16 protein-coding genes are annotated in these 16718 nt (G+C 73.2%); 8 read left to right on the top strand and 8 right to left on the bottom strand.

Annotation, left to right across the window (positions count from 1 at the left end; genetic code table 11):
* The first annotated feature begins 100 nt into the window (after positions 1 to 100).
* The gene (gene gap, locus AVW11_RS26735) at positions 101 to 1099 is read left to right on the top strand and encodes a type I glyceraldehyde-3-phosphate dehydrogenase (protein ID WP_060180158.1); all 999 of its coding nucleotides are present in this window, start codon (positions 101 to 103) and stop codon (positions 1097 to 1099) included.
* Positions 1100 to 1166: 67 nt separating this feature from the next.
* Here the strand turns inward: gap and AVW11_RS26730 are convergent, their stop codons facing one another.
* Complete coding sequence (locus tag AVW11_RS26730) at positions 1167 to 2699, bottom strand: glutamate synthase subunit beta (protein ID WP_030854863.1); 1533 nt, start codon at positions 2697 to 2699, stop codon at positions 1167 to 1169.
* Between the two features lie 150 nt (positions 2700 to 2849).
* Positions 2850 to 4046 carry a serine hydrolase domain-containing protein gene (locus tag AVW11_RS26725; RefSeq protein ID WP_234362346.1) on the bottom strand — a complete coding sequence of 399 codons (1197 nt, stop codon included), beginning with the start codon at positions 4044 to 4046 and terminating at the stop codon, positions 2850 to 2852.
* Between the two features lie 244 nt (positions 4047 to 4290).
* Between AVW11_RS26725 and AVW11_RS26720 the strand changes: the two genes are divergently transcribed.
* Positions 4291 to 4791, top strand: coding sequence for a hemerythrin domain-containing protein (locus tag AVW11_RS26720; protein WP_030854858.1), 501 nt, complete (start codon positions 4291 to 4293; stop codon positions 4789 to 4791).
* 87 nt (positions 4792 to 4878) lie between these two features.
* On the opposite strand, the gene AVW11_RS26715 is transcribed toward AVW11_RS26720, so the two are convergent.
* Positions 4879 to 6090: an anhydro-N-acetylmuramic acid kinase gene (locus tag AVW11_RS26715; protein WP_076046284.1), complete on the bottom strand. Its 1212-nt coding sequence runs from the start codon at positions 6088 to 6090 to the stop codon at positions 4879 to 4881.
* Positions 6087 to 7415, bottom strand: coding sequence for an MFS transporter (locus AVW11_RS26710; RefSeq protein WP_076046283.1), 1329 nt, complete (start codon positions 7413 to 7415; stop codon positions 6087 to 6089). Before AVW11_RS26710 ends, AVW11_RS26715 begins: the two co-directional genes overlap by 4 nt.
* 335 nt (positions 7416 to 7750) lie before the next feature.
* Here AVW11_RS26710 and AVW11_RS26705 point away from each other — a divergent pair, with 335 nt between their 5' ends.
* On the top strand, positions 7751 to 8197 hold the full coding sequence (locus AVW11_RS26705; protein ID WP_413081805.1) for a C40 family peptidase: 447 nt from the start codon (positions 7751 to 7753) through the stop codon (positions 8195 to 8197).
* A 166-nt stretch (positions 8198 to 8363) separates the two neighbouring features.
* On the opposite strand, the gene AVW11_RS26700 is transcribed toward AVW11_RS26705, so the two are convergent.
* Positions 8364 to 8600, bottom strand: a complete 237-nt coding sequence (locus AVW11_RS26700; protein ID WP_030854844.1) for a hypothetical protein — start codon at positions 8598 to 8600, stop codon at positions 8364 to 8366.
* Positions 8601 to 8708: 108 nt separating this feature from the next.
* On the opposite strand from AVW11_RS26700, the gene AVW11_RS26695 reads away from it, so the two are divergent.
* The 3 genes from AVW11_RS26695 to AVW11_RS26685 all read left to right on the top strand — a co-directional run bounded on the left by AVW11_RS26695 (position 8709) and on the right by AVW11_RS26685 (position 11561).
* Positions 8709 to 9584, top strand: coding sequence for a YwqG family protein (locus tag AVW11_RS26695; protein WP_076046282.1), 876 nt, complete (start codon positions 8709 to 8711; stop codon positions 9582 to 9584).
* Between the two features lie 116 nt (positions 9585 to 9700).
* Positions 9701 to 9895 (top strand): antitoxin, encoded by a 195-nt coding sequence (locus AVW11_RS26690; protein WP_030854841.1) that lies wholly within the window; start codon positions 9701 to 9703, stop codon positions 9893 to 9895.
* Positions 9896 to 10802: 907 nt separating this feature from the next.
* On the top strand, positions 10803 to 11561 hold the full coding sequence (locus tag AVW11_RS26685; protein ID WP_240528272.1) for a PIG-L deacetylase family protein: 759 nt from the start codon (positions 10803 to 10805) through the stop codon (positions 11559 to 11561).
* 167 nt (positions 11562 to 11728) lie between these two features.
* Here the strand turns inward: AVW11_RS26685 and AVW11_RS26680 are convergent, their stop codons facing one another.
* A complete protein-coding gene (locus AVW11_RS26680; RefSeq protein ID WP_060178311.1) occupies positions 11729 to 12328 on the bottom strand; it encodes a 2'-5' RNA ligase family protein in 600 nt (199 codons plus the stop codon).
* A gap of 50 nt (positions 12329 to 12378) precedes the next feature.
* Complete coding sequence (locus AVW11_RS26675) at positions 12379 to 13134, bottom strand: crotonase/enoyl-CoA hydratase family protein (protein WP_076046293.1); 756 nt, start codon at positions 13132 to 13134, stop codon at positions 12379 to 12381.
* Between the two features lie 269 nt (positions 13135 to 13403).
* Here AVW11_RS26675 and AVW11_RS26670 point away from each other — a divergent pair, with 269 nt between their 5' ends.
* Positions 13404 to 13625 carry a hypothetical protein gene (locus AVW11_RS26670; RefSeq protein ID WP_030842774.1) on the top strand — a complete coding sequence of 74 codons (222 nt, stop codon included), beginning with the start codon at positions 13404 to 13406 and terminating at the stop codon, positions 13623 to 13625.
* Between the two features lie 74 nt (positions 13626 to 13699).
* Here the strand turns inward: AVW11_RS26670 and AVW11_RS26665 are convergent, their stop codons facing one another.
* Positions 13700 to 14128: a Fur family transcriptional regulator gene (locus tag AVW11_RS26665; RefSeq protein ID WP_076046281.1), complete on the bottom strand. Its 429-nt coding sequence runs from the start codon at positions 14126 to 14128 to the stop codon at positions 13700 to 13702.
* Between the two features lie 314 nt (positions 14129 to 14442).
* Here AVW11_RS26665 and katG point away from each other — a divergent pair, with 314 nt between their 5' ends.
* Positions 14443 to 16632 (top strand): catalase/peroxidase HPI, encoded by a 2190-nt coding sequence (gene katG / locus AVW11_RS26660; RefSeq protein WP_076046280.1) that lies wholly within the window; start codon positions 14443 to 14445, stop codon positions 16630 to 16632.
* Positions 16633 to 16718 lie beyond the last annotated feature (86 nt).

Below are 16718 nucleotides of genomic sequence, written 5' to 3'. Positions count from 1 at the left end.
CCGGCCTTGTTGGCGAGATCCTTTTGAACAGTGGCGATCACGCCGCTGTCGGGGGCGGGCGCGGGCGGCGAACCTGATGGCGAACGAAAGGGACTCGCTCATGACTCGCATCGCCATCAACGGATTCGGCCGCATCGGACGCAACGTGCTGCGCGCGCTGCTCGAACGCGACAGCGACCTCGAGGTCGTCGCCGTCAACGACCTCACCGAGCCGAAGGCCCTCGCGCGGCTGCTGGCGTACGACAGCACCTCCGGCCGGCTCGGCCGCCCGGTGACCGTCGACGGGAACACCCTGGTCGTCGACGGCCGCCGCATCACGGTGCTGGCCGAGCGCGAGCCGGAGCAGCTGCCCTGGGCCGAGCTCGGCGTCGACATCGTGCTGGAGGCCACCGGCCGCTTCACCTCGGCCGACGCCGCCCGCGCCCACCTGAAGGCGGGCGCGAAGAAGGTCCTGGTCAGCGCGCCCTCCGACGGTGCCGACGTCACGCTGGCGTACGGCGTCAACACCGACGCCTACGACCCGGCCGTGCACACCATCGTCTCGAACGCCTCGTGCACGACCAACGCGCTGGCCCCGCTGGCCGCGGTCCTCGACGAGCTCGCGGGCATCGAGCACGGCTTCATGACGACGGTGCACGCCTACACGCAGGAGCAGAACCTGCAGGACGGTCCGCACCGCGACCCCCGTCGCGCCCGTGCCGCCGGTGTCAACATCGTCCCGACCTCGACGGGCGCCGCGAAGGCGATCGGCCTGGTGCTGCCGCAGCTCGACGGCAAGCTGTCGGGCGACTCGATCCGGGTGCCGGTCCCGGTGGGCTCCATCGTGGAGCTCAACACGACGGTCTCCCGTGAGGTGACGCGCGAGGAGATCCTCGAGGCGTACCGCGCCGCGGCCGAGGGCCCGCTGGCGGGCGTGCTGGAGTACTCGGAGGACCCGCTGGTGTCGTCCGACATCACCGGCAACCCCCACTCGTCGATCTTCGACTCGGAGCTGACCCGCGTCGAGGGCCGCCACGTCAAGGTCGTCGCCTGGTACGACAACGAGTGGGGCTTCTCGAACCGCGTGATCGACACGCTCACGCTCCTGGCCGCGGGCTGAGCAGCCGCCCCGCCGTCAGTGACCCGCGCTCCGGCCGGCCCCACGGGCCGGCCGGAGCGTGCCGTTCTCAGAAGTACCCGTAGCGCATGCGGCCCAGGGCCGTCATCGGCCGGTCGTGGGCGGCGACCGGGGCCGGCAGGGATGTGGAGCCGGTGAGGTAGCGGTCCACCGCGGCGGCCGCCGCCCGGCCCTCGGCGATGGCCCACACGACGAGCGACTGCCCGCGGCCCGCGTCGCCCGCGACGAACACCCCGGGTGCCCGCCCGCCGCTCGCGGCGAAACCGGCGTCCCGCGCGTAGTTGCCGCGCTCGTCGTACTCCAGGCCCAACTGCTCGCGCAGGCCGCCGGCCCGCTCGGGGCCGGAGAAGCCGAGGGCGAGCAGGACCAGCCCGGCGGGCACGACCCGCTCCGTGCCCGCCACGGGGCTGCGGCCCACCGGTTCGACGGCGCTCAGGTGCAGGGCCCGTACCCGGCCCGCGGCGTCGCCCTCGAAGCGCAGGGTGGCGCAGGCGAACAGCCGGGGGTCGCGGCCCCCGCGCCCGCGGGCCTCGTCGTGGGCGTGGGAGATCCGGTACGTCTTCGGGTACACGGGCCAGGGTTCGTCGTCGGTGCGTCCCGGGCCGGGCTCCGGGTTGATGTCGAGCTGGACGACGGAGATCGCGCCCTGCCGTAGGGCCGTCCCCATGCAGTCGGAGCCGGTGTCGCCGCCTCCGACGATGACCACGTGCCGGCCTTCGGCGGTGATGGGCGAGGCGGACCAGTCGCCCTCGCGTACCCGATTGGCGCAGGTCAGGTACTCCATGGCCTGGTGGATGCCGTGGAGCTCGCGGCCGGGGACCGGCAGTTCCCTGCGCTCGCCGGCTCCGATCGCGACGACGACGGCGTCGCACCGGCGGCGCAACGCGGCGGCGTCGGCCGCTGCTGCCGGGACCGTGCCGTCGGCTCCGCCGACATCGTGTCCTGTGACGAACACCGTGCCCTCGGCCCGCATCTGTTCGATGCGGCGGTCCAGGTGCGCCTTCTCCATCTTGAACTCGGGTATGCCGTAGCGCAGCAGGCCGCCGATCCGGTCGGCCCGCTCGTGGACCGTGACCGCGTGCCCGGCGCGGGTCAGCTGCTGTGCGGCGGCCAGGCCGGCCGGACCGGAGCCGATGACGGCCACGGTCTTGCCGCTGTGCCGCTCCGGCGGACTCGGCACCATGTAGCCGCGGCGCAGCCCCTCGTCCACGATGGCCTGCTCGACGTTCTTGATGGTCACCGCGTCGGCGTTGATCGTGAGGACGCAGGCGTCCTCGCAGGGAGCGGGGCAGAGCCTGCCGGTGGCCTCGGGGAAGTTGTCGGTCGCGTGCAGCCGCTCGTAGGCCGCCCGCCAGTCGGCGTGGGCGGCGTAGGCGTTCCACTCGGGTATGAGGTTCCCCAGGGGGCAGCCGGTGTGGCAGAACGGGATCCCGCAGTCCATGCAGCGGTCGGCCTGCCGGGAGACGAGCGGGAGCAGGGCCTGGCCGGCGTGGACCTCGCGCCAGTCGCCGAGCCGTTCCTCGACGGGCCGGGCCGGGACGGGCTCGCGGGGGATCCTGAGGAAGCCGAAGGGATCGGTCACTCGCCGCCTCCCTCGATCGTTCGCGGCGGGGTGTACGGGGGTGCGCACCGCGGTCCCGGCGCGCGCGTGAAGTGGCGGTCCGACCAGGTTACGCCGCCTGGGTGGCGGGCGCGCAGGGCCGGGCCGCGCGGCCCTGCGCGCCGGCCGTGGTCACCCGCGCAGCAGGGCGCAGACGAAGTCCTCCTGGACCTGCCGGACCCGCGCGAGCAGCTCGGGGTTGTTGGTCAGGGACGTCTGGGTGGTGATCGAGAAGGTCAGCGAGCGCTTTCCGTCCGCCGTGGCGGCCGCGAGCTGCGTGTAGCCGGGTGTGTTGCCGGTGTGGCCGTAGACGGTGCCGCAGCGGGTGGTGTAGCGGTAGATGGCCAGGCCCGCGTCGGTGCGGCCGGGGCCGGGGGGCTGGGACAGCGCGCCGGGGATGAAGCGGAACTGCTCGTGGCGGGTGCGTTCCGAGACGAGGGCGCCGCCGGCGTAGCCCCGGATGAAGGCGGTCAGGTCCTCGGGCGTGGAGACGATGCCGCCTGCCGCCCAGGCTCCCGAGGCGCTCACGGCCTCGCTGACGTCCACGGGTCCCTCCTGCGGGTCGATCTGGTAGCCGTGGAGGAAGGGCTCGGGAAGCCGGTAGCCCTGGGGCAGGCTGGTGGCGGTCAGGCCCAGCGGCCGGTACACCAGCTCGCGCAGCAGCGTCTCGTACCGGCGTCCGGTGGCGGCCTCGGCCATGAGGGCGACGGCGATGTTGTCGGAATTGGAGTACTGGTAGCGGCTGCCCGGCTCGAATTCGAGGTCTTCCTCGGCGACGAAGTCCAGCAGGTGCCGGGAGTCGAAGTGGTGGCGGGGGTTCTCGGAGACGATGTCGATGAACCCCTGCGAGGCCGAGTAGTCGGGCAGTCCGCTGGTGTGGTTGAGGAGTTGGCGCAGTGTCACCTCGTGCCACTGGTCCGGCTGGTCGGGCAGCACCTCGCCGATCGTGGCGTCCAGGCTCAGCCGGCCGCGGTCGACGAGGCTCAGGGCCACCGCTCCGCTGAAGGCCTTGGCGACGCTGGCGATCCGCATGTGGTCGGTCGCGCTGGGCGGCCTGCCGCTCTCCACGTCGGCCACACCGGCGCGGTAGACCTCGCTGCGGTCGCCGTCGCGCAGGACGGCGATGACACCGGGGGGCCCGTCCGGGCGCTCGACCAGTTCGCGCAGCTCTTGGCGCAGGGCCGCTGCGGGGTCCGGTGGCGGGTTGCGGTCCGCCGCCTGCGCGGGCAGTACGGAGGCGGCGAGCAGGGCGCCGCACACGGCGGTGGCGGCGGCCAGGCGCAGCGACGGGCGGATCCGGCGGGCGTGGCCGTAGGGGCGTGGGGACACGGCGGAACCTCCAGAGGGAGACACGGAGCGCGGTGGCCCACGATGGCAGGGGGGTCGGCGCCGACGGCGCAGACACGGCCGCGCGCGGGCGTGCCGTGGCCCATCCGGCCCCGGCGGGCTCCCTCGGTGTCGGCGGTGGCCGGCACCGCTGCTCCCGCCCGGTGGCCGGGGGCGGGGAGGTTTCAGGCGCCGGCGAGCGAGCAAGCGCCGGGTGACGGTAACCCCGATCGAGGAGGCGTGTCGCATGGCGGGCGAAGTCAAGGACCAGGACGTGGTCGCGGTGATCCTCAAGGACCACCGGGCGATGGAGGAGCTGTTCCGCCGGATGCGGAGCGTCGAGGCAGACCGCCGGGCCGCGCGGGAGGAGTTCTCGGCGCTGCTCATCGCGCACGGTGAGGCCGAGGAGGCCGAGGTCTACGGCGCGCTCAAGCGTTTCAGGGACATCGACGACGACGAGGTGGAGCACGGCGAGGAGGAGCACGCCGAGGGCAACGAGGCGCTGCTGAAGCTCCTGGAGGTGGACGACGTCGGCTCCGAGGAGTGGGACGAGCGCCTGGAGGATTTGGTCAAGGCGGTCACCCACCATCTGGACGAGGAGGAGCGGACCATCCTCAACGGCGCCCGGGAGAACGTCCCCGACGAGCGCCGGGCCGAGCTGGGGGCCGCCTTCCTGCGGGAGCGGGAGAAGCAGCTCGCGTCGGACTGCGGCAGCATCGAGAACGTCCGCAAGATCGTGGGTGGATAGGGCGGGGCGCGGGCAGCGCGTCGGGGACGACCGGTTTGCCGCGGTGGCGGCCGCGGTCCGGGGCTGCCGGGCACTGGCCGAAGGGCCCTATCGGAGCGCGGACGGACGCACGCCGGGCCCGTCCGCCCGTACGGAGAGGGAGCGCGGGGCGCCCGGCGGCGGCGCGGGCAGCCGGAGCGGCCGGCGGCCCGGGGTGATCGACCCCAGAATGCGGGGACCCGCGGCGCCGGTGCAGCCGGGGGCGTTGCCCGGGAGTCCGTGCAGGGTGAGGTATCCGAGCACGGCGAACGCGTACGCTTCCTTGGCCGCGGCCGGCAGGCCGAGCTCCTCCGAGGTGCGCAGGGGCGTTCCGGCCAGCTCGGCACGGAGCATCGCCGTGAGCGTCGGGTTGCGCACACCGCCTCCCGAGGCGAAGACCTCCGTGGCACCCAGTGGCCGCAGCGCGTCGGCGACGGTCCGGGCGGTGAGGCGGGTGAGCGTGGCGAGCAGGTCCTGGGGCGCGATCTGACCGAACTCCGCGATGCGGGCCTGGAGATACCCCTCGTGGAAGAGTTCCTTGCCGGTCGTCCGCGGTGCGGGCAGCCGGTAATAGGGCTCGGTGAGCATGCGCCGCAGCAGGCCCTCGTGCACGCGTCCCGCGGCCGCGAGCGCACCGTCCTCGTCGTACGCGAGGCGGCCGCCGGTGAGTTGGCGTACGGCGGCGTCGATCAGCGCGTTGCCGGGGCCGGTGTCGAAGGCCACGGGGTCCGCGTGCCCGGGCACGACGGTGACGTTGGCGATCCCGCCGATGTTCAGGGCGGCCGGTACGCCGGGGCGTCCGCGCAGCAGCATCAGGTCGATCAGGCTGACCAGTGGGGCGCCCTGTCCGCCGGCCGCGACGTCGCGCGGACGGAAGTCGGAGACGACCGGGCGGCCGCTGGCCTCGGCGATCCAGGCCGGTTCGCCGAGCTGGAGGGTTCCGTGTACCTGTCCGTCCGCCGCCCAGTGGTACACGGTCTGCCCGTGCGAGGCCACCAACTCGGCTTTTCCACGGCAGAGTTCGCGGTCGGCCCGGACGGCGAGCCGCCCGAACGCCTGCCCGATGCGGGTGTCGAGCCGGCACACGTCGGCGAGTGTGGTGCGGGCGGGCGGCAGGGCCGCGGCGAGCTCGGCCCGCAAGGACTCCGGGTACGGCTCGCTGACCATGCCCAGCGGGGTGAGGTGCAGCACGCCGTCCTCCCCCGGCCGGTGCGCGAGGTCGCAGGCGGCGGCGTCCACGGCGTCGTACGAGGTCCCGGACATCAGGCCGATCACCCTCATCGCAGCGGCTCCCGGTGGTCGTTGCCGCGCAGGGTCAGCAGCGCCGGCACGCTGAGGGCGCAGGCCGCGGCGGCGTAGTGGGCGGGGACGGCGGTGTTTCCGGTCCGGGCGGTGAGTGCGGTGATGAGGAGTCCCGCGCAGCCGGAGAAGACGGCGTTGGCGAGGGCGTAGGAGAGCCCGAGTCCGGTGCAGCGGACTCGCCTTGGGAACATTTCGGCGAGCATGGCCGGTCCCGGTCCGGCGAGCAGGCCGACCAGCGCGCCCGCCGTGAGCACGGCCGCGATCCTGGCCTGTGTGGACGCGCCGGGCGACTGGAGCACGTGCAGGAGGGGGATGGCGAGTACGGCCACCCCGAGCGCACCGCCGAGCATGACGGGGCGCCGCCCGATGCGGTCGCTGAGCAGTCCCGCGGGCAGGATCGACGCGGCGAAGCCCAGGTTGACGAGGGTGGCGGCCAGCAGGGCGTCCCGGAAGGACGCGCCCAGCGCGGACTGGAGATGGGACGGCAGCACGACGAGCAAGGTGTATCCGGCTGCCGACCAGCCCATGATCCGCCCGATGCCGAGGACGACGGCACGGGCCTGCTCCCGTACGCCGGTTGTCCCGGCCGGGTCGGTCACCGCGGCCGCGACCGGGGCCGGGGCCGGCGGTTCCTCCAGCGCGGTACGCAGCCACAGCGCGACCGCCCCGAGGGGCAGGGCCAGCAGGAACGGGATCCGCCACCCCCACGCGTACAGCGCCGCGGCCGGCAAGGCCGTCGCCAGGGCGGCGGCCGTGGCGGCCCCCGCCAGCAGGCCGAGGGCGACGGTGAAGGACTGCCATGCGCCGTGGAGTCCGCGGCGGCCGGGCGGCGCGTACTCCGCCATCAGGGACACCGCGCCGCCGAACTCGCCGCCCGCGGACAGCCCTTGGAGCACGCGCAGGAACGTGAGCAGCCAGGGGGCCGCGGCGCCGATGTCGGCGCGGGTGGGCAGGAGGCCGATCAGCGTCGTGGCGAGCGTCATGAGGCCGATGACGAGGACGAGGGCGGGCCGCCGGCCGAACCGGTCGCCGATACGTCCGAACAGGAGGGCGCCGACCGGGCGGAAGAAGAAGGCGAGGGCGAAGGAGGCGTACGTGGCGACCAGCGCTTCGGCGCCGCCCTGGACTCCCGCCCCCGTGCCCGTTCCCGCCTGCGGGGTGAAGAAGTTGGCCGCGATGACGGTGGCGAAGCAGCCGTAGACGCCGAACTCGTACCACTCGACGAGGTTGCCGGCCGAACCGGCCAGCAGCGCCCGGCGGGCGGCGGCGCGGGGCGGCGCCGGGAGCAGGTCGGTCGTGGTCACCCGTGCTGCGTGCCCGTTCCGCGGCGGGCCGATGCCTGTCGGCATGCCGATTCAGCACAACGGCGGTGGCACCGCCGTCGCACCACCCCGACACGAAGATCATTCAGTCCTATCATCTCGAATCGAACGCAAAATCGGGACAAATCACTTCGTGTCCGATGCGGTCGAGGCAGGAGGTCCGGGAAAACTGGTCCGCCGTCAGAGCCAAGACGACTGCCACCGAGAACAGGACCAGGCCGCTGATCTGAATTCATCGCCTGCCAACCGATTGCGGAGGTGTCACGATGTCCTGCTCCAGGACCGACTTCCGAGAGGCCCTCAAGGGCACTTCTCCGATGTGCTGTTGCCCCCGAGTTCGTGCCGTCTTCTTCATACTGCTCCTCGCCGCCGGCGCCCTGGCCGGCCCCACGGATCCGGCTCACGCGGCACCGTCGTACGGCAAGAAGGCCGTCGCGGTGGCCGCCTCCAAACAGGGCTCGCCGTACGCCTACGGCGCCACAGGCCCCAAACGCTTCGACTGCTCCGGGCTCACCCTCTACGCCTTCAAGAAGGCCGGCAAACGCCTTCCGCGCACGGCCGAGCAGCAGTACGAGCACACCCGCCACATCCCCAAGGCCGATCGCACGGCCGGTGACCTGGTCTTCTTCCCCCGAGGGGCGACCATGGGACACGTCGGCATCTACGCCGGCGACAACAGGATCTGGCACGCTCCCCGCCCCGGCACGACAGTGCGTCTGGAGCGCATCTGGAGCGAAGCGGTCCGCTACGGACGCGCCACCTGAGCAGCATCCTTCCGCGCTCACGCGCACCGCCGACCCGGCGGTGGCGCGCCCCTGCACGCGCGTGCCCGTCGGCCGAACCCGGGTCACCGATTCCTTCTCGGTGGCGCGTGTGACCCGGAAGCGGGCGACGGCACCGCGCCACCGCCCGGCACGGCTTGGCGACCTGCTAGTGCAGCCGCCAGGTGAGTTTCCCGCCGCCGACCCAGCGGACGGTGTCCGGATCGTCGAGGTCGTGGATGGTGATCCCCGCATCCGCGGCAGCCAGGATCACATCGGTCATGGACGTCGCCATGCGGACCATCTCCCCGTCGATCTCGACGATCCGGAACGGCGGATCGCCGGGCTGCACCCCCAGGACGGTGACCCGCGGCGAGGACATGTACGGGCTCATGCTCTCTGTCATGCGGAGATCGTTCCATGCCGAGCCCCCTGTCCCGTCGATTGGCGGCGCGTCGGACGCCCGCAATGACGCCCCGCGGGCGCTGTCGGTGCCCCCATGCATGATCGACACATGACCCACGCCCCCGCCGAGGCCCTGCACGACCTCGCCCACCGCCTCCTCTCCCCCGACGACGCCGCCCGGTGGATCGCCCTGCTCCGGCCCGGCCTGCGGCTGGCGCACGCCGGCGACGGCGCCGCCGTGGGACGGCTCGGGGGCCTGCCCGACCTGCGCCTCGACATGCCGTGGCCGCACTGGGAGGGGCACGGCCCGCTCTCCCACCTCATGTCCCTCGACTGCGCGGCCCTCACGGCGGCCGGCGACAGCGGCCTCACCCTGCCCGCCTCCGGAACCCTCCTCTTCTTCCTCTTCGACGGACGCCTCGACGACGACGACTGCATGGTCTACCCGAGTGACCCCGAGACCCGGCCGGGCTCCCGGGTACTGCACGTGCCCGCCGACACCCCCACCCGTCGCCACCCCGCCCCCGCCGGACTCGACCCGTACCCGGAAGTGGCGCTCACCGGGCAGCCGGGACTGAGCGTGCCGACGTCCGACGCACCGAACGTCCGCGCAGCCTTCGGAGAGGTCGGCGACTCCCTCGCCTGGCGCCGACACCCGGTCAACGCACGGCCCTTCGACTCCGCCCTCCGCGCTCTCGACACCCATCCCAGCCGCTCCGGCCACCGGCTCGGCGGCCATCCCGTGCCCGTGCAGGAGCCGGTGGAGTGGGAGATCGCGCGCGGCGTCCTCGGCCCGGACGCCGCCGGGCAGGACTCCCGGCTGGACGACGAGGCCGCCGCATGGGTGCTGCTCGCGCAGATCGACACCGATGGGGCGGCGGAGATGATGTGGGGCGACGCGGGCACCGTGTACTGGCTCATCCGCCCGGACGACCTGGCGGCGGGCCGCTTCGAGGAGGCCGTGTTCACCTGGCAGTGCTGCTGACTCCCCCACAGCCGTCGGAGCGCCGGGGCTATCCGCGCAGGTCACAGGCTCGCGGATGCGACCTGGTCGATCATCGGGAACCCTTGCCGTGGGGGACGGACGCAAAGGAGACCGTCGTGTCGATGATGGACAAGCTCAAGCAGATGCTGCGCGGCCACGAGAGCCAGGCCGAACAGGGCATCGACAAGGCCGGCGACTACGTCGACGGCAAGACCGGGAACAAGTACCGCAGCCAGGTCGACACCGCCCAGGACAAGCTCAGGGAGCAGTTGCGCCGCGACCAGGGCAACCCTCCGCCGCCCCAGGCCTGACGGCGACACCAGCCAACGCCGGCCGCTGCGCCGGCCCGGGCCGATCCCGGCTGCCGGTGGCTTCGGCGGGGCGGGGTTCGTGGCGCGGGGCGGTGTTTCGGCGGGGCGGGGGTGGTTCTGTGTGGTGCGGTGCCCCGCCGGAGTGTCTCCTCGGCTCGGCGCGTGCGGCCTTGTCGAGGCCAGGCGGCCTGGGTCGCGCGCTCGTCCTGCGGGGACACTCCGCCGTGTCCCCACCCCACGCCCCCGCTTCGACAACCCGGCCCGGACGCCCCCCGGAACCGGGCTCGTACTGCTGGAGTGGGGACGGGGAGGGGTGTCCCCGCAGGACGAGCGCGCAACCACCGCCCACAACCGAGACACCCCGCACGCGCCGAGCCGAGGAGACACCCCTCCCCGGCACCGCGACCCGCCCGCACCGAGCCCGTATCCCGCCCGGCGGCACGACCCAGGGCCGGCCAGAGCTTCGGCCTCGGGGCGACCCTGCCCCCGCCCGTACGGCGAGACTGCGGCCCGGCCGGGATGCCCTTCCGGGAACCGGGCTCGCACTGCTGGAGCGGGGACGGGGAGGGGTGTCCCCGCAGGACGAGCGCGCTACCACCGCTCACGGCCGAGACACCCCGCACGCGCCGAGCCGAGGAGACACCCCTGCGCGGCACCGCGACCCGCCCGCACCGAGCCCGTATCCCGCCCGGCAGGCCGACCCGGGCCAGTCCGGAGCTTCGGCCATCGGGGCGGCCCCGCGCGCGCCGAGCCGAGGAGACACCCCTCCCCGGCACCGCGACCCGCCCGCACCGAGCCCGTACCCCGCCCGGCAGGCCGCCCGGGCCAGCCCGGAGCTTCGACCGTGAGGGCGGCCCCGCAGCGGCCGGTACGCTGCGTCGAGACGTCGTGCCGTCAGGAGTTGCCCGTGGCCTTGCCGGATCTGCTCGCCGTGTTCGCACACCCGGACGACGAGGCGCTGGTCGCCGGAGGAGTCCTCGCTCGGCACGTCGCCTCGGGAGCGCGTACCGGTGTGGTGACCACCACCTGGGCGGCGGGTACCCCCCGCGCCGGCGAACTCGCCGACGCCGTACGCATCCTGGGGGCGGGCGTACCGCGCCTGCTGGGTCATGCCGACGCCCGGATTCCCGAGTCGGCACCGGGACGAGCACGCCTGCTGGACGTCCCGCTCGACGAGGCCGTCGGCCAGATCGTGCGGCACATACGGGAGTTCCGCCCCGAAATCGTCGTCACCCACGACGGGTACGGGCAGCTGACGGGCCATCCCGATCACGTCCACACCCACCGGGTGACCCTGCTCGCCGCACATGCCGCAGGCCTCCGGCACCTGTACCCCGAGACCGGCGAGCCGTGGCAGGCCGCGGCCGTCTGGCTGGCCACGCACCCGGAGTCGGGTGTCGGGGAGCTCGGGCCGCTCCTGACACGGGTGGGCAAGAAGCTGCTCACCGTGCCGGACGCGCACGTCGACGCGGCCGTCGACGTGGGGCCCTGGCACGACGCGAAGTGGGCCGCCATCCTCGCCCACCGCAGCGAGGCGGCGCGGGAGCGCTCCCTGCCCGGCATCCTGTCCCGGTTGCCGGCGGATGTCCGCCGTCGGATCATCTCCACCGAATATTTCACCCGCCTCGACCTCCGGCCTCGGCGCGCGGCCACGCCGGCGTGGTGAAGCGGTGGCTCGGTTCGCCGCGGAGCCTCCCGGGCGGCAGCCTGCGGCCGGAGGCGAGCAGGAGGAGGTCCTGGGCCGCGCCGCGGACCGGGGCTTTCGCAACCGTAGGACCGGTCCAGGTCTTCGGCGGTGCACTGCCGGCGTGTGACGGGAGCGCGGGGGCGGGATCACCGCTGTGACCATGTGGTCGTGCCCGTGCCCAAGCCGATCACGACACGCGGCCGCATCGGCTCGTCACCGCGGCGGGAGAGCAGCACGACCTCGTCGACCCGTGCCGACAGGCTGCCCAGACGGGCCGCGCACTGCGCGGCCAGGCTCCGCGGGTCGTGGGTGCGGCCGAGCGAGAGGTGCGGTGTGAACGAGGGGAACCGGCTGCGGCATGCCGGGAAGGGCTCCGCCAGGCGTGCCTGGAGCGCCGTCCAGGGGGCGAGGCCGGCCGCGGCGGGGTCCAGCCATACGGTGGCGTAGGCGCGGTGCCGGAACGCGCGCACCCCGCTGAGCCTGATGTCGAAGGGCCGGATGGCGGTCGCCGCGGCGGCCAGCAGCGGGGCGGCCCGGTCGAATTCGGCTTCCGGGACGAAGCCGAAGACCAGGTTGACGTGCGGGGGCCAGCGGCGGACCTGGGGGTCGTGCTCGGCCCGGATGCTCTGGATCGCAGGCCACAGCCCGTCCGGAGGAAGCCACACGACGGCGGTCCGGGGGGTGGGGGCCACCGTGAGGAAACCCGGGACGCCGGGTGCGCCGCCGGAGGCCGGGGACACGTTCACAGGGCCATGATGCCCCGACGTGCCGGGTGCGGGGCGCGCCTGCCCCGTGCTCAGCCGGTGAAGGACCCGTGGCGGCCGGCGCCGGCCGCGAAACGGTCGGCGCCCGCCCGGGTCTCGCCCGCGGTCAGCGGGACGAGGCCGTGCCGGTACTCCGCGTCCAGCGCCTCCCGCTCGCCCAGTCCGTGCTGTTCCCGTACGGAGAGCCGGTCGTGCCGCAGGCACAACTGCGGGAACCCGGCGATCTCGTGCGCGAGGCGCTCCGCCGCGCGGCGGGCTTCGCCGGCCGGTACGAGGCGGTTGACCAGGCCGATCGCGTGCGCCTCGGCGGCGGTCACGGGACGGCCGGTGAGGATGAGGTCCATGGCGCGGCTCTCCCCGATCAGGCGGGGCAGCCGGACCGTACCGCCGTCGATCAGGGGCACGCCCCAGCGGCGGCAGAACACGCCGAGGGTCGCGTCCTCCTCGGCCACCCGCAGATCGCACCACAGGGCCAGTTCGAGGCCGCCGGCCACCGCGTGACCGCTGATCGCGGCGATCACCGGCTTGGTCAGGTCCATCCGCGTGGGCCCCATGGGTCCGTCGCCCTCGGCGAGCACCCGGTTGCCGCGGCCGGTCCCCACGGCCTTGAGGTCTGCGCCGGCGCAGAAGGTACCGCCGTCGCCCCACAGCACGGCGACGGACGCGGCGTCGTCCGCTTCGAACGCACGGAAGGCGTCGGCGAGCCGGGCCGCCGTCGGGCCGTCGACCGCGTTGCGGACTTCCGGGCGGCCGAGGATCACCGTGGTGACGGGCCCGTCCCGTTCGATCCGGACGGAGCGCGGTTCTTCGGGCGGGGCGGCGGGTGTCGTCCCTGACGGTTCGGAGGTCGTGGCCACGGCGGATCTCCAGGGGTCGAGTGGTGCGGGCGGATGCGCGGGAGGCGCGGACGACCACTCTGGGGCAATCACGGCCCGGGCACGAGAGGGGCCTGGGCCACGGGAGGGCCGCCGGTCCGGGCACGCACGTTCGGACCAGGCCGAACGGGGTATAGGTCCTGTCGCGACCCGATGACAAGACCCGGGCGGTGAGAGCCGAGATGTCCCAGTGCAAGATTCCCGACTACCGCACGGGCCACCGCGGCCGCCACTGGACGCATGCCCTGCGCAGTGCCCAGCGCGCCGGGGCCGTGATCGTCACCGACGACACCCGTGAGCCGGTCACCTACGCCCACGACGGCACCGGGCCCGGCCGCTTCCGGCCCTGGATCACGGTCGCGGGAGACCGCTACGACAGCCACGACGTCCACCCCGAGTGGTAGCCCGGTAGCCGCCTCGGGATCGTCACCCCGCCGGCCGGTACCTTCCCCCGCGGCCGCCCGGCGGGCTCGCGTGCTCAGGTGCGGGTCGGGCCGGCCGTACAGGCGGGGCACAGCCCGCGGTAGACGACCTCGACCTCGGACACCGTGAAGCCGTAACGCTCCTGCGCCGGGAGGCCGGCCAGCGGGTCGCCGGTCGGGTGGACGTCGCGGATGAGCCCGCAGCCGGAGCAGATCAGGTGCTGGTGCGGGCGGTGCGCGTTGGGGTCGTAGCGCTTGGCCCGGCCGTGCGCGGAGAGCTCCGCGACCTCACCCAGCGCGACCAGCTCGCCCAAGGTGTTGTAGACGCTCGCCCGGGAGATCTCCGGCAGGCGTCCGGCGGCGCGGGCGTGCACCTCGTCGGCGGTCAGGTGCACGTGCTCGCCGTCGAGGACCTCCGCGACGACGCGCCGCTGGGACGTCATGCGCCAGCCGCGCCCCCGCAGCCGCTCCAGCAGGTCACTCATTTCGGCTCACCAGTTCACGCTCGGCGGGATACAGAAACTTCGGCGGGCCGTGCCGCGGGCCCGAAAAACGAGCTACAGGTTACCGGGCGGACAATGGCGGCCGGGGCTTTCCCACCGGCGAATCGATAACGATGATCGTACGATCTCTTCCTTTCTTGCCTTTCCCGTGCGGGCGGGGTGCGCGGGAATGCCGGTTGGGCGGGCGCGCCCTGCGTGTTCTCTCCGCCGCGCGGTCCGCGGTGCGCGACCATACGGACGCTGTCAAGAGCGAGCAGCCAGCCGATGGAAGCACCGAGACAGGAAGAAGGACGGACGTGTCCGGCAGCGAAAGCGAGAACCCCGCAATCCCCTCCCCGACGCCCGAGCCCACTCGTCCCAGGACGAACCGGGACTGGTGGCCGAATCAGCTGGACCTTCAGGTTCTCCACCAGAACTCTCCCCAGGCCAATCCGATGGGCGAGGACTTCGACTATGCGGAGGAGTTCGCGACCCTGGACGTCGACGCGCTGAAGCGGGACGTCTTCGAGGTGATGACCACGTCGCAGGACTGGTGGCCCGCCGACTACGGCCACTACGGGCCGCTGTTCATCCGGATGAGCTGGCACGCGGCGGGTACCTACCGCATCGCCGACGGCCGCGGCGGCGGCGGTTCCGGCGCGCAGCGCTTCGCCCCCCTCAACAGCTGGCCGGACAACGCGAGTCTGGACAAGGCGCGCCGTCTGCTCTGGCCGGTCAAGCAGAAGTACGGCCGGAAGATCTCCTGGGCCGACCTGCTGGTGTTCGCGGGCAACTGCGCGATGGAGTCGATGGGGTTCAAGACTTTCGGATTCGGCTTCGGACGGGAGGACATCTGGGAGCCCGAGGAAGTCTTCTGGGGGCCCGAGGACACGTGGCTCGGGGACGAGCGCTACAGCGGTGATCGGGAACTCACCGGTCCTTTCGGTGCCGTGCAGATGGGGTTGATCTACGTCAATCCCGAGGGGCCCAACGGAAATCCGGATCCGCTCGCCGCCGCCAGGGACATTCGCGAGACGTTCGCGCGCATGGCGATGAACGACGAGGAGACGGTCGCGCTGATCGTCGGCGGCCACACTTTCGGCAAGTGCCACGGCGCGGTCGATCCCGAGTACGTCGGTCCGGAGCCGGAGGCCGCCCCGCTCGAGCAGCAGGGCCTCGGCTGGCACAACTCGTACGGCAGCGGCCGGGGCGCCGACACGATCACCAGCGGGCTCGAGGGCGCGTGGACGACCGAGCCGACGAAGTGGGACAACGGGTACCTGGACAACCTGTTCCGGTACGACTGGGAGTTGACGACGAGCCCGGCGGGGGCGCAGCAGTGGACCCCCAAGGATCCCGCCGCCCAGGGCACCGTGCCGGACGCGCACGATCCGGCGAAGCGGCACGCCCCGATGATGCTGACGACGGACCTCTCGCTGAAGCTGGATCCGGTCTACGCGCCGATCTCGAAGCGCTTCCACGAGAACCCGGACCAGCTCGCGGAGGCCTTCGCGAAGGCCTGGTACAAGCTGCTGCACCGCGACATGGGGCCGATCTCGCGCTACCTCGGGCCGTGGATCCCCGAACCGCAGCTGTGGCAGGACCCCGTTCCGGCGGTCGACCACGAGCTGGTCTCGGCCGGGGACGTGGCCGCCCTCAAGGGCCGGATCCTCGCCTCCGGGCTGTCCGTCTCCCAACTGGTCGCCACGGCGTGGGCGTCGGCGGCCAGCTTCCGCACCACGGACAAGCGCGGCGGGGCGAACGGCGCCCGGATCCGGCTCGCTCCGCAGAAGGACTGGGAGGTCAACGACCTGCCCGAGGTGGCCCAGGTGGTGCAGGCCCTTGAGGGGATCCAGCAGGACTTCAACGCCTCGCAGGGCGGCGGGACCAAGGTGTCGCTGGCCGACCTGATCGTCCTGGGCGGGTGCGCGGCGATCGAGCAGGCCGCGAAGAACGCCGGTCTCGACATCACCGTCCCGTTCTCGCCCGGACGCACGGACGCCACGCAGGCGCAGACCGACGTGGAGTCGTTCGCCGTGCTCGAACCGCGGGCCGACGGGTTCCGCAACTACCTGTCGGCGGGCGAGAAGCTGTCGCCGGAGACCCTGCTGCTGGACCGCGCGAACATGCTGGACCTGACGGCGCCCGAGATGACGGTGCTGATCGGCGGTATGCGCGTCCTGGACACGGGCTTCCGGCAGTCCCGGCACGGCGTGTTGACCGACCGGCCGGAGACCCTGACGAACGACTTCTTCGTCAACCTGCTGGACATGGGTACGCAGTGGAAGGCGTCGGCCACGGACGAGAACGTCTTCGAGGGCCGGGTCGCCGGCAAGGGCGAGCCGCAGTGGACCGCGACCGCCGTGGACCTCGTCTTCGGCTCCAACTCCCAGCTCAGGGCCATCTCGGAGGTCTACGCGTCCAAGGACGCGCGGGAGAAGTTCGTCCGGGACTTCGTGGCGGCCTGGGACAAGGTGATGAACCTCGACCGGTTCGACCTCGCCTGACGCCGGTGTCCCGGCCGGCCGCTCGTGGCGGCCGGCCGGGGCGCCGGACGGTGCGTCAGTGGTGTGCCGGAGGGTGTGTCAGAGGG

The sequence above is a fragment of the Streptomyces amritsarensis genome (assembly GCF_001953875.1).
GTDB lineage: Bacteria > Actinomycetota > Actinomycetes > Streptomycetales > Streptomycetaceae > Streptomyces > Streptomyces amritsarensis.
This window is presented reverse-complemented; position numbering and strand designations above follow the sequence as displayed.

Coding starts and splice junctions, on each gene's coding strand:
- AVW11_RS26670 (WP_030842774.1), top strand. CDS start 13,404: ATGTCCCAGTGCAAGATTCCCGACTACCGCACGGGCCACCGCGGCCGC.
- AVW11_RS26665 (WP_076046281.1), bottom strand. CDS start 14,128: ATGAGTGACCTGCTGGAGCGGCTGCGGGGGCGCGGCTGGCGCATGACG.
- AVW11_RS26720 (WP_030854858.1), top strand. CDS start 4,291: ATGGCGGGCGAAGTCAAGGACCAGGACGTGGTCGCGGTGATCCTCAAG.
- AVW11_RS26705 (WP_413081805.1), top strand. CDS start 7,751: ATGTGCTGTTGCCCCCGAGTTCGTGCCGTCTTCTTCATACTGCTCCTC.
- AVW11_RS26695 (WP_076046282.1), top strand. CDS start 8,709: ATGACCCACGCCCCCGCCGAGGCCCTGCACGACCTCGCCCACCGCCTC.
- AVW11_RS26700 (WP_030854844.1), bottom strand. CDS start 8,600: ATGACAGAGAGCATGAGCCCGTACATGTCCTCGCCGCGGGTCACCGTC.
- AVW11_RS26715 (WP_076046284.1), bottom strand. CDS start 6,090: ATGAGGGTGATCGGCCTGATGTCCGGGACCTCGTACGACGCCGTGGAC.
- gap (WP_060180158.1), top strand. CDS start 101: ATGACTCGCATCGCCATCAACGGATTCGGCCGCATCGGACGCAACGTG.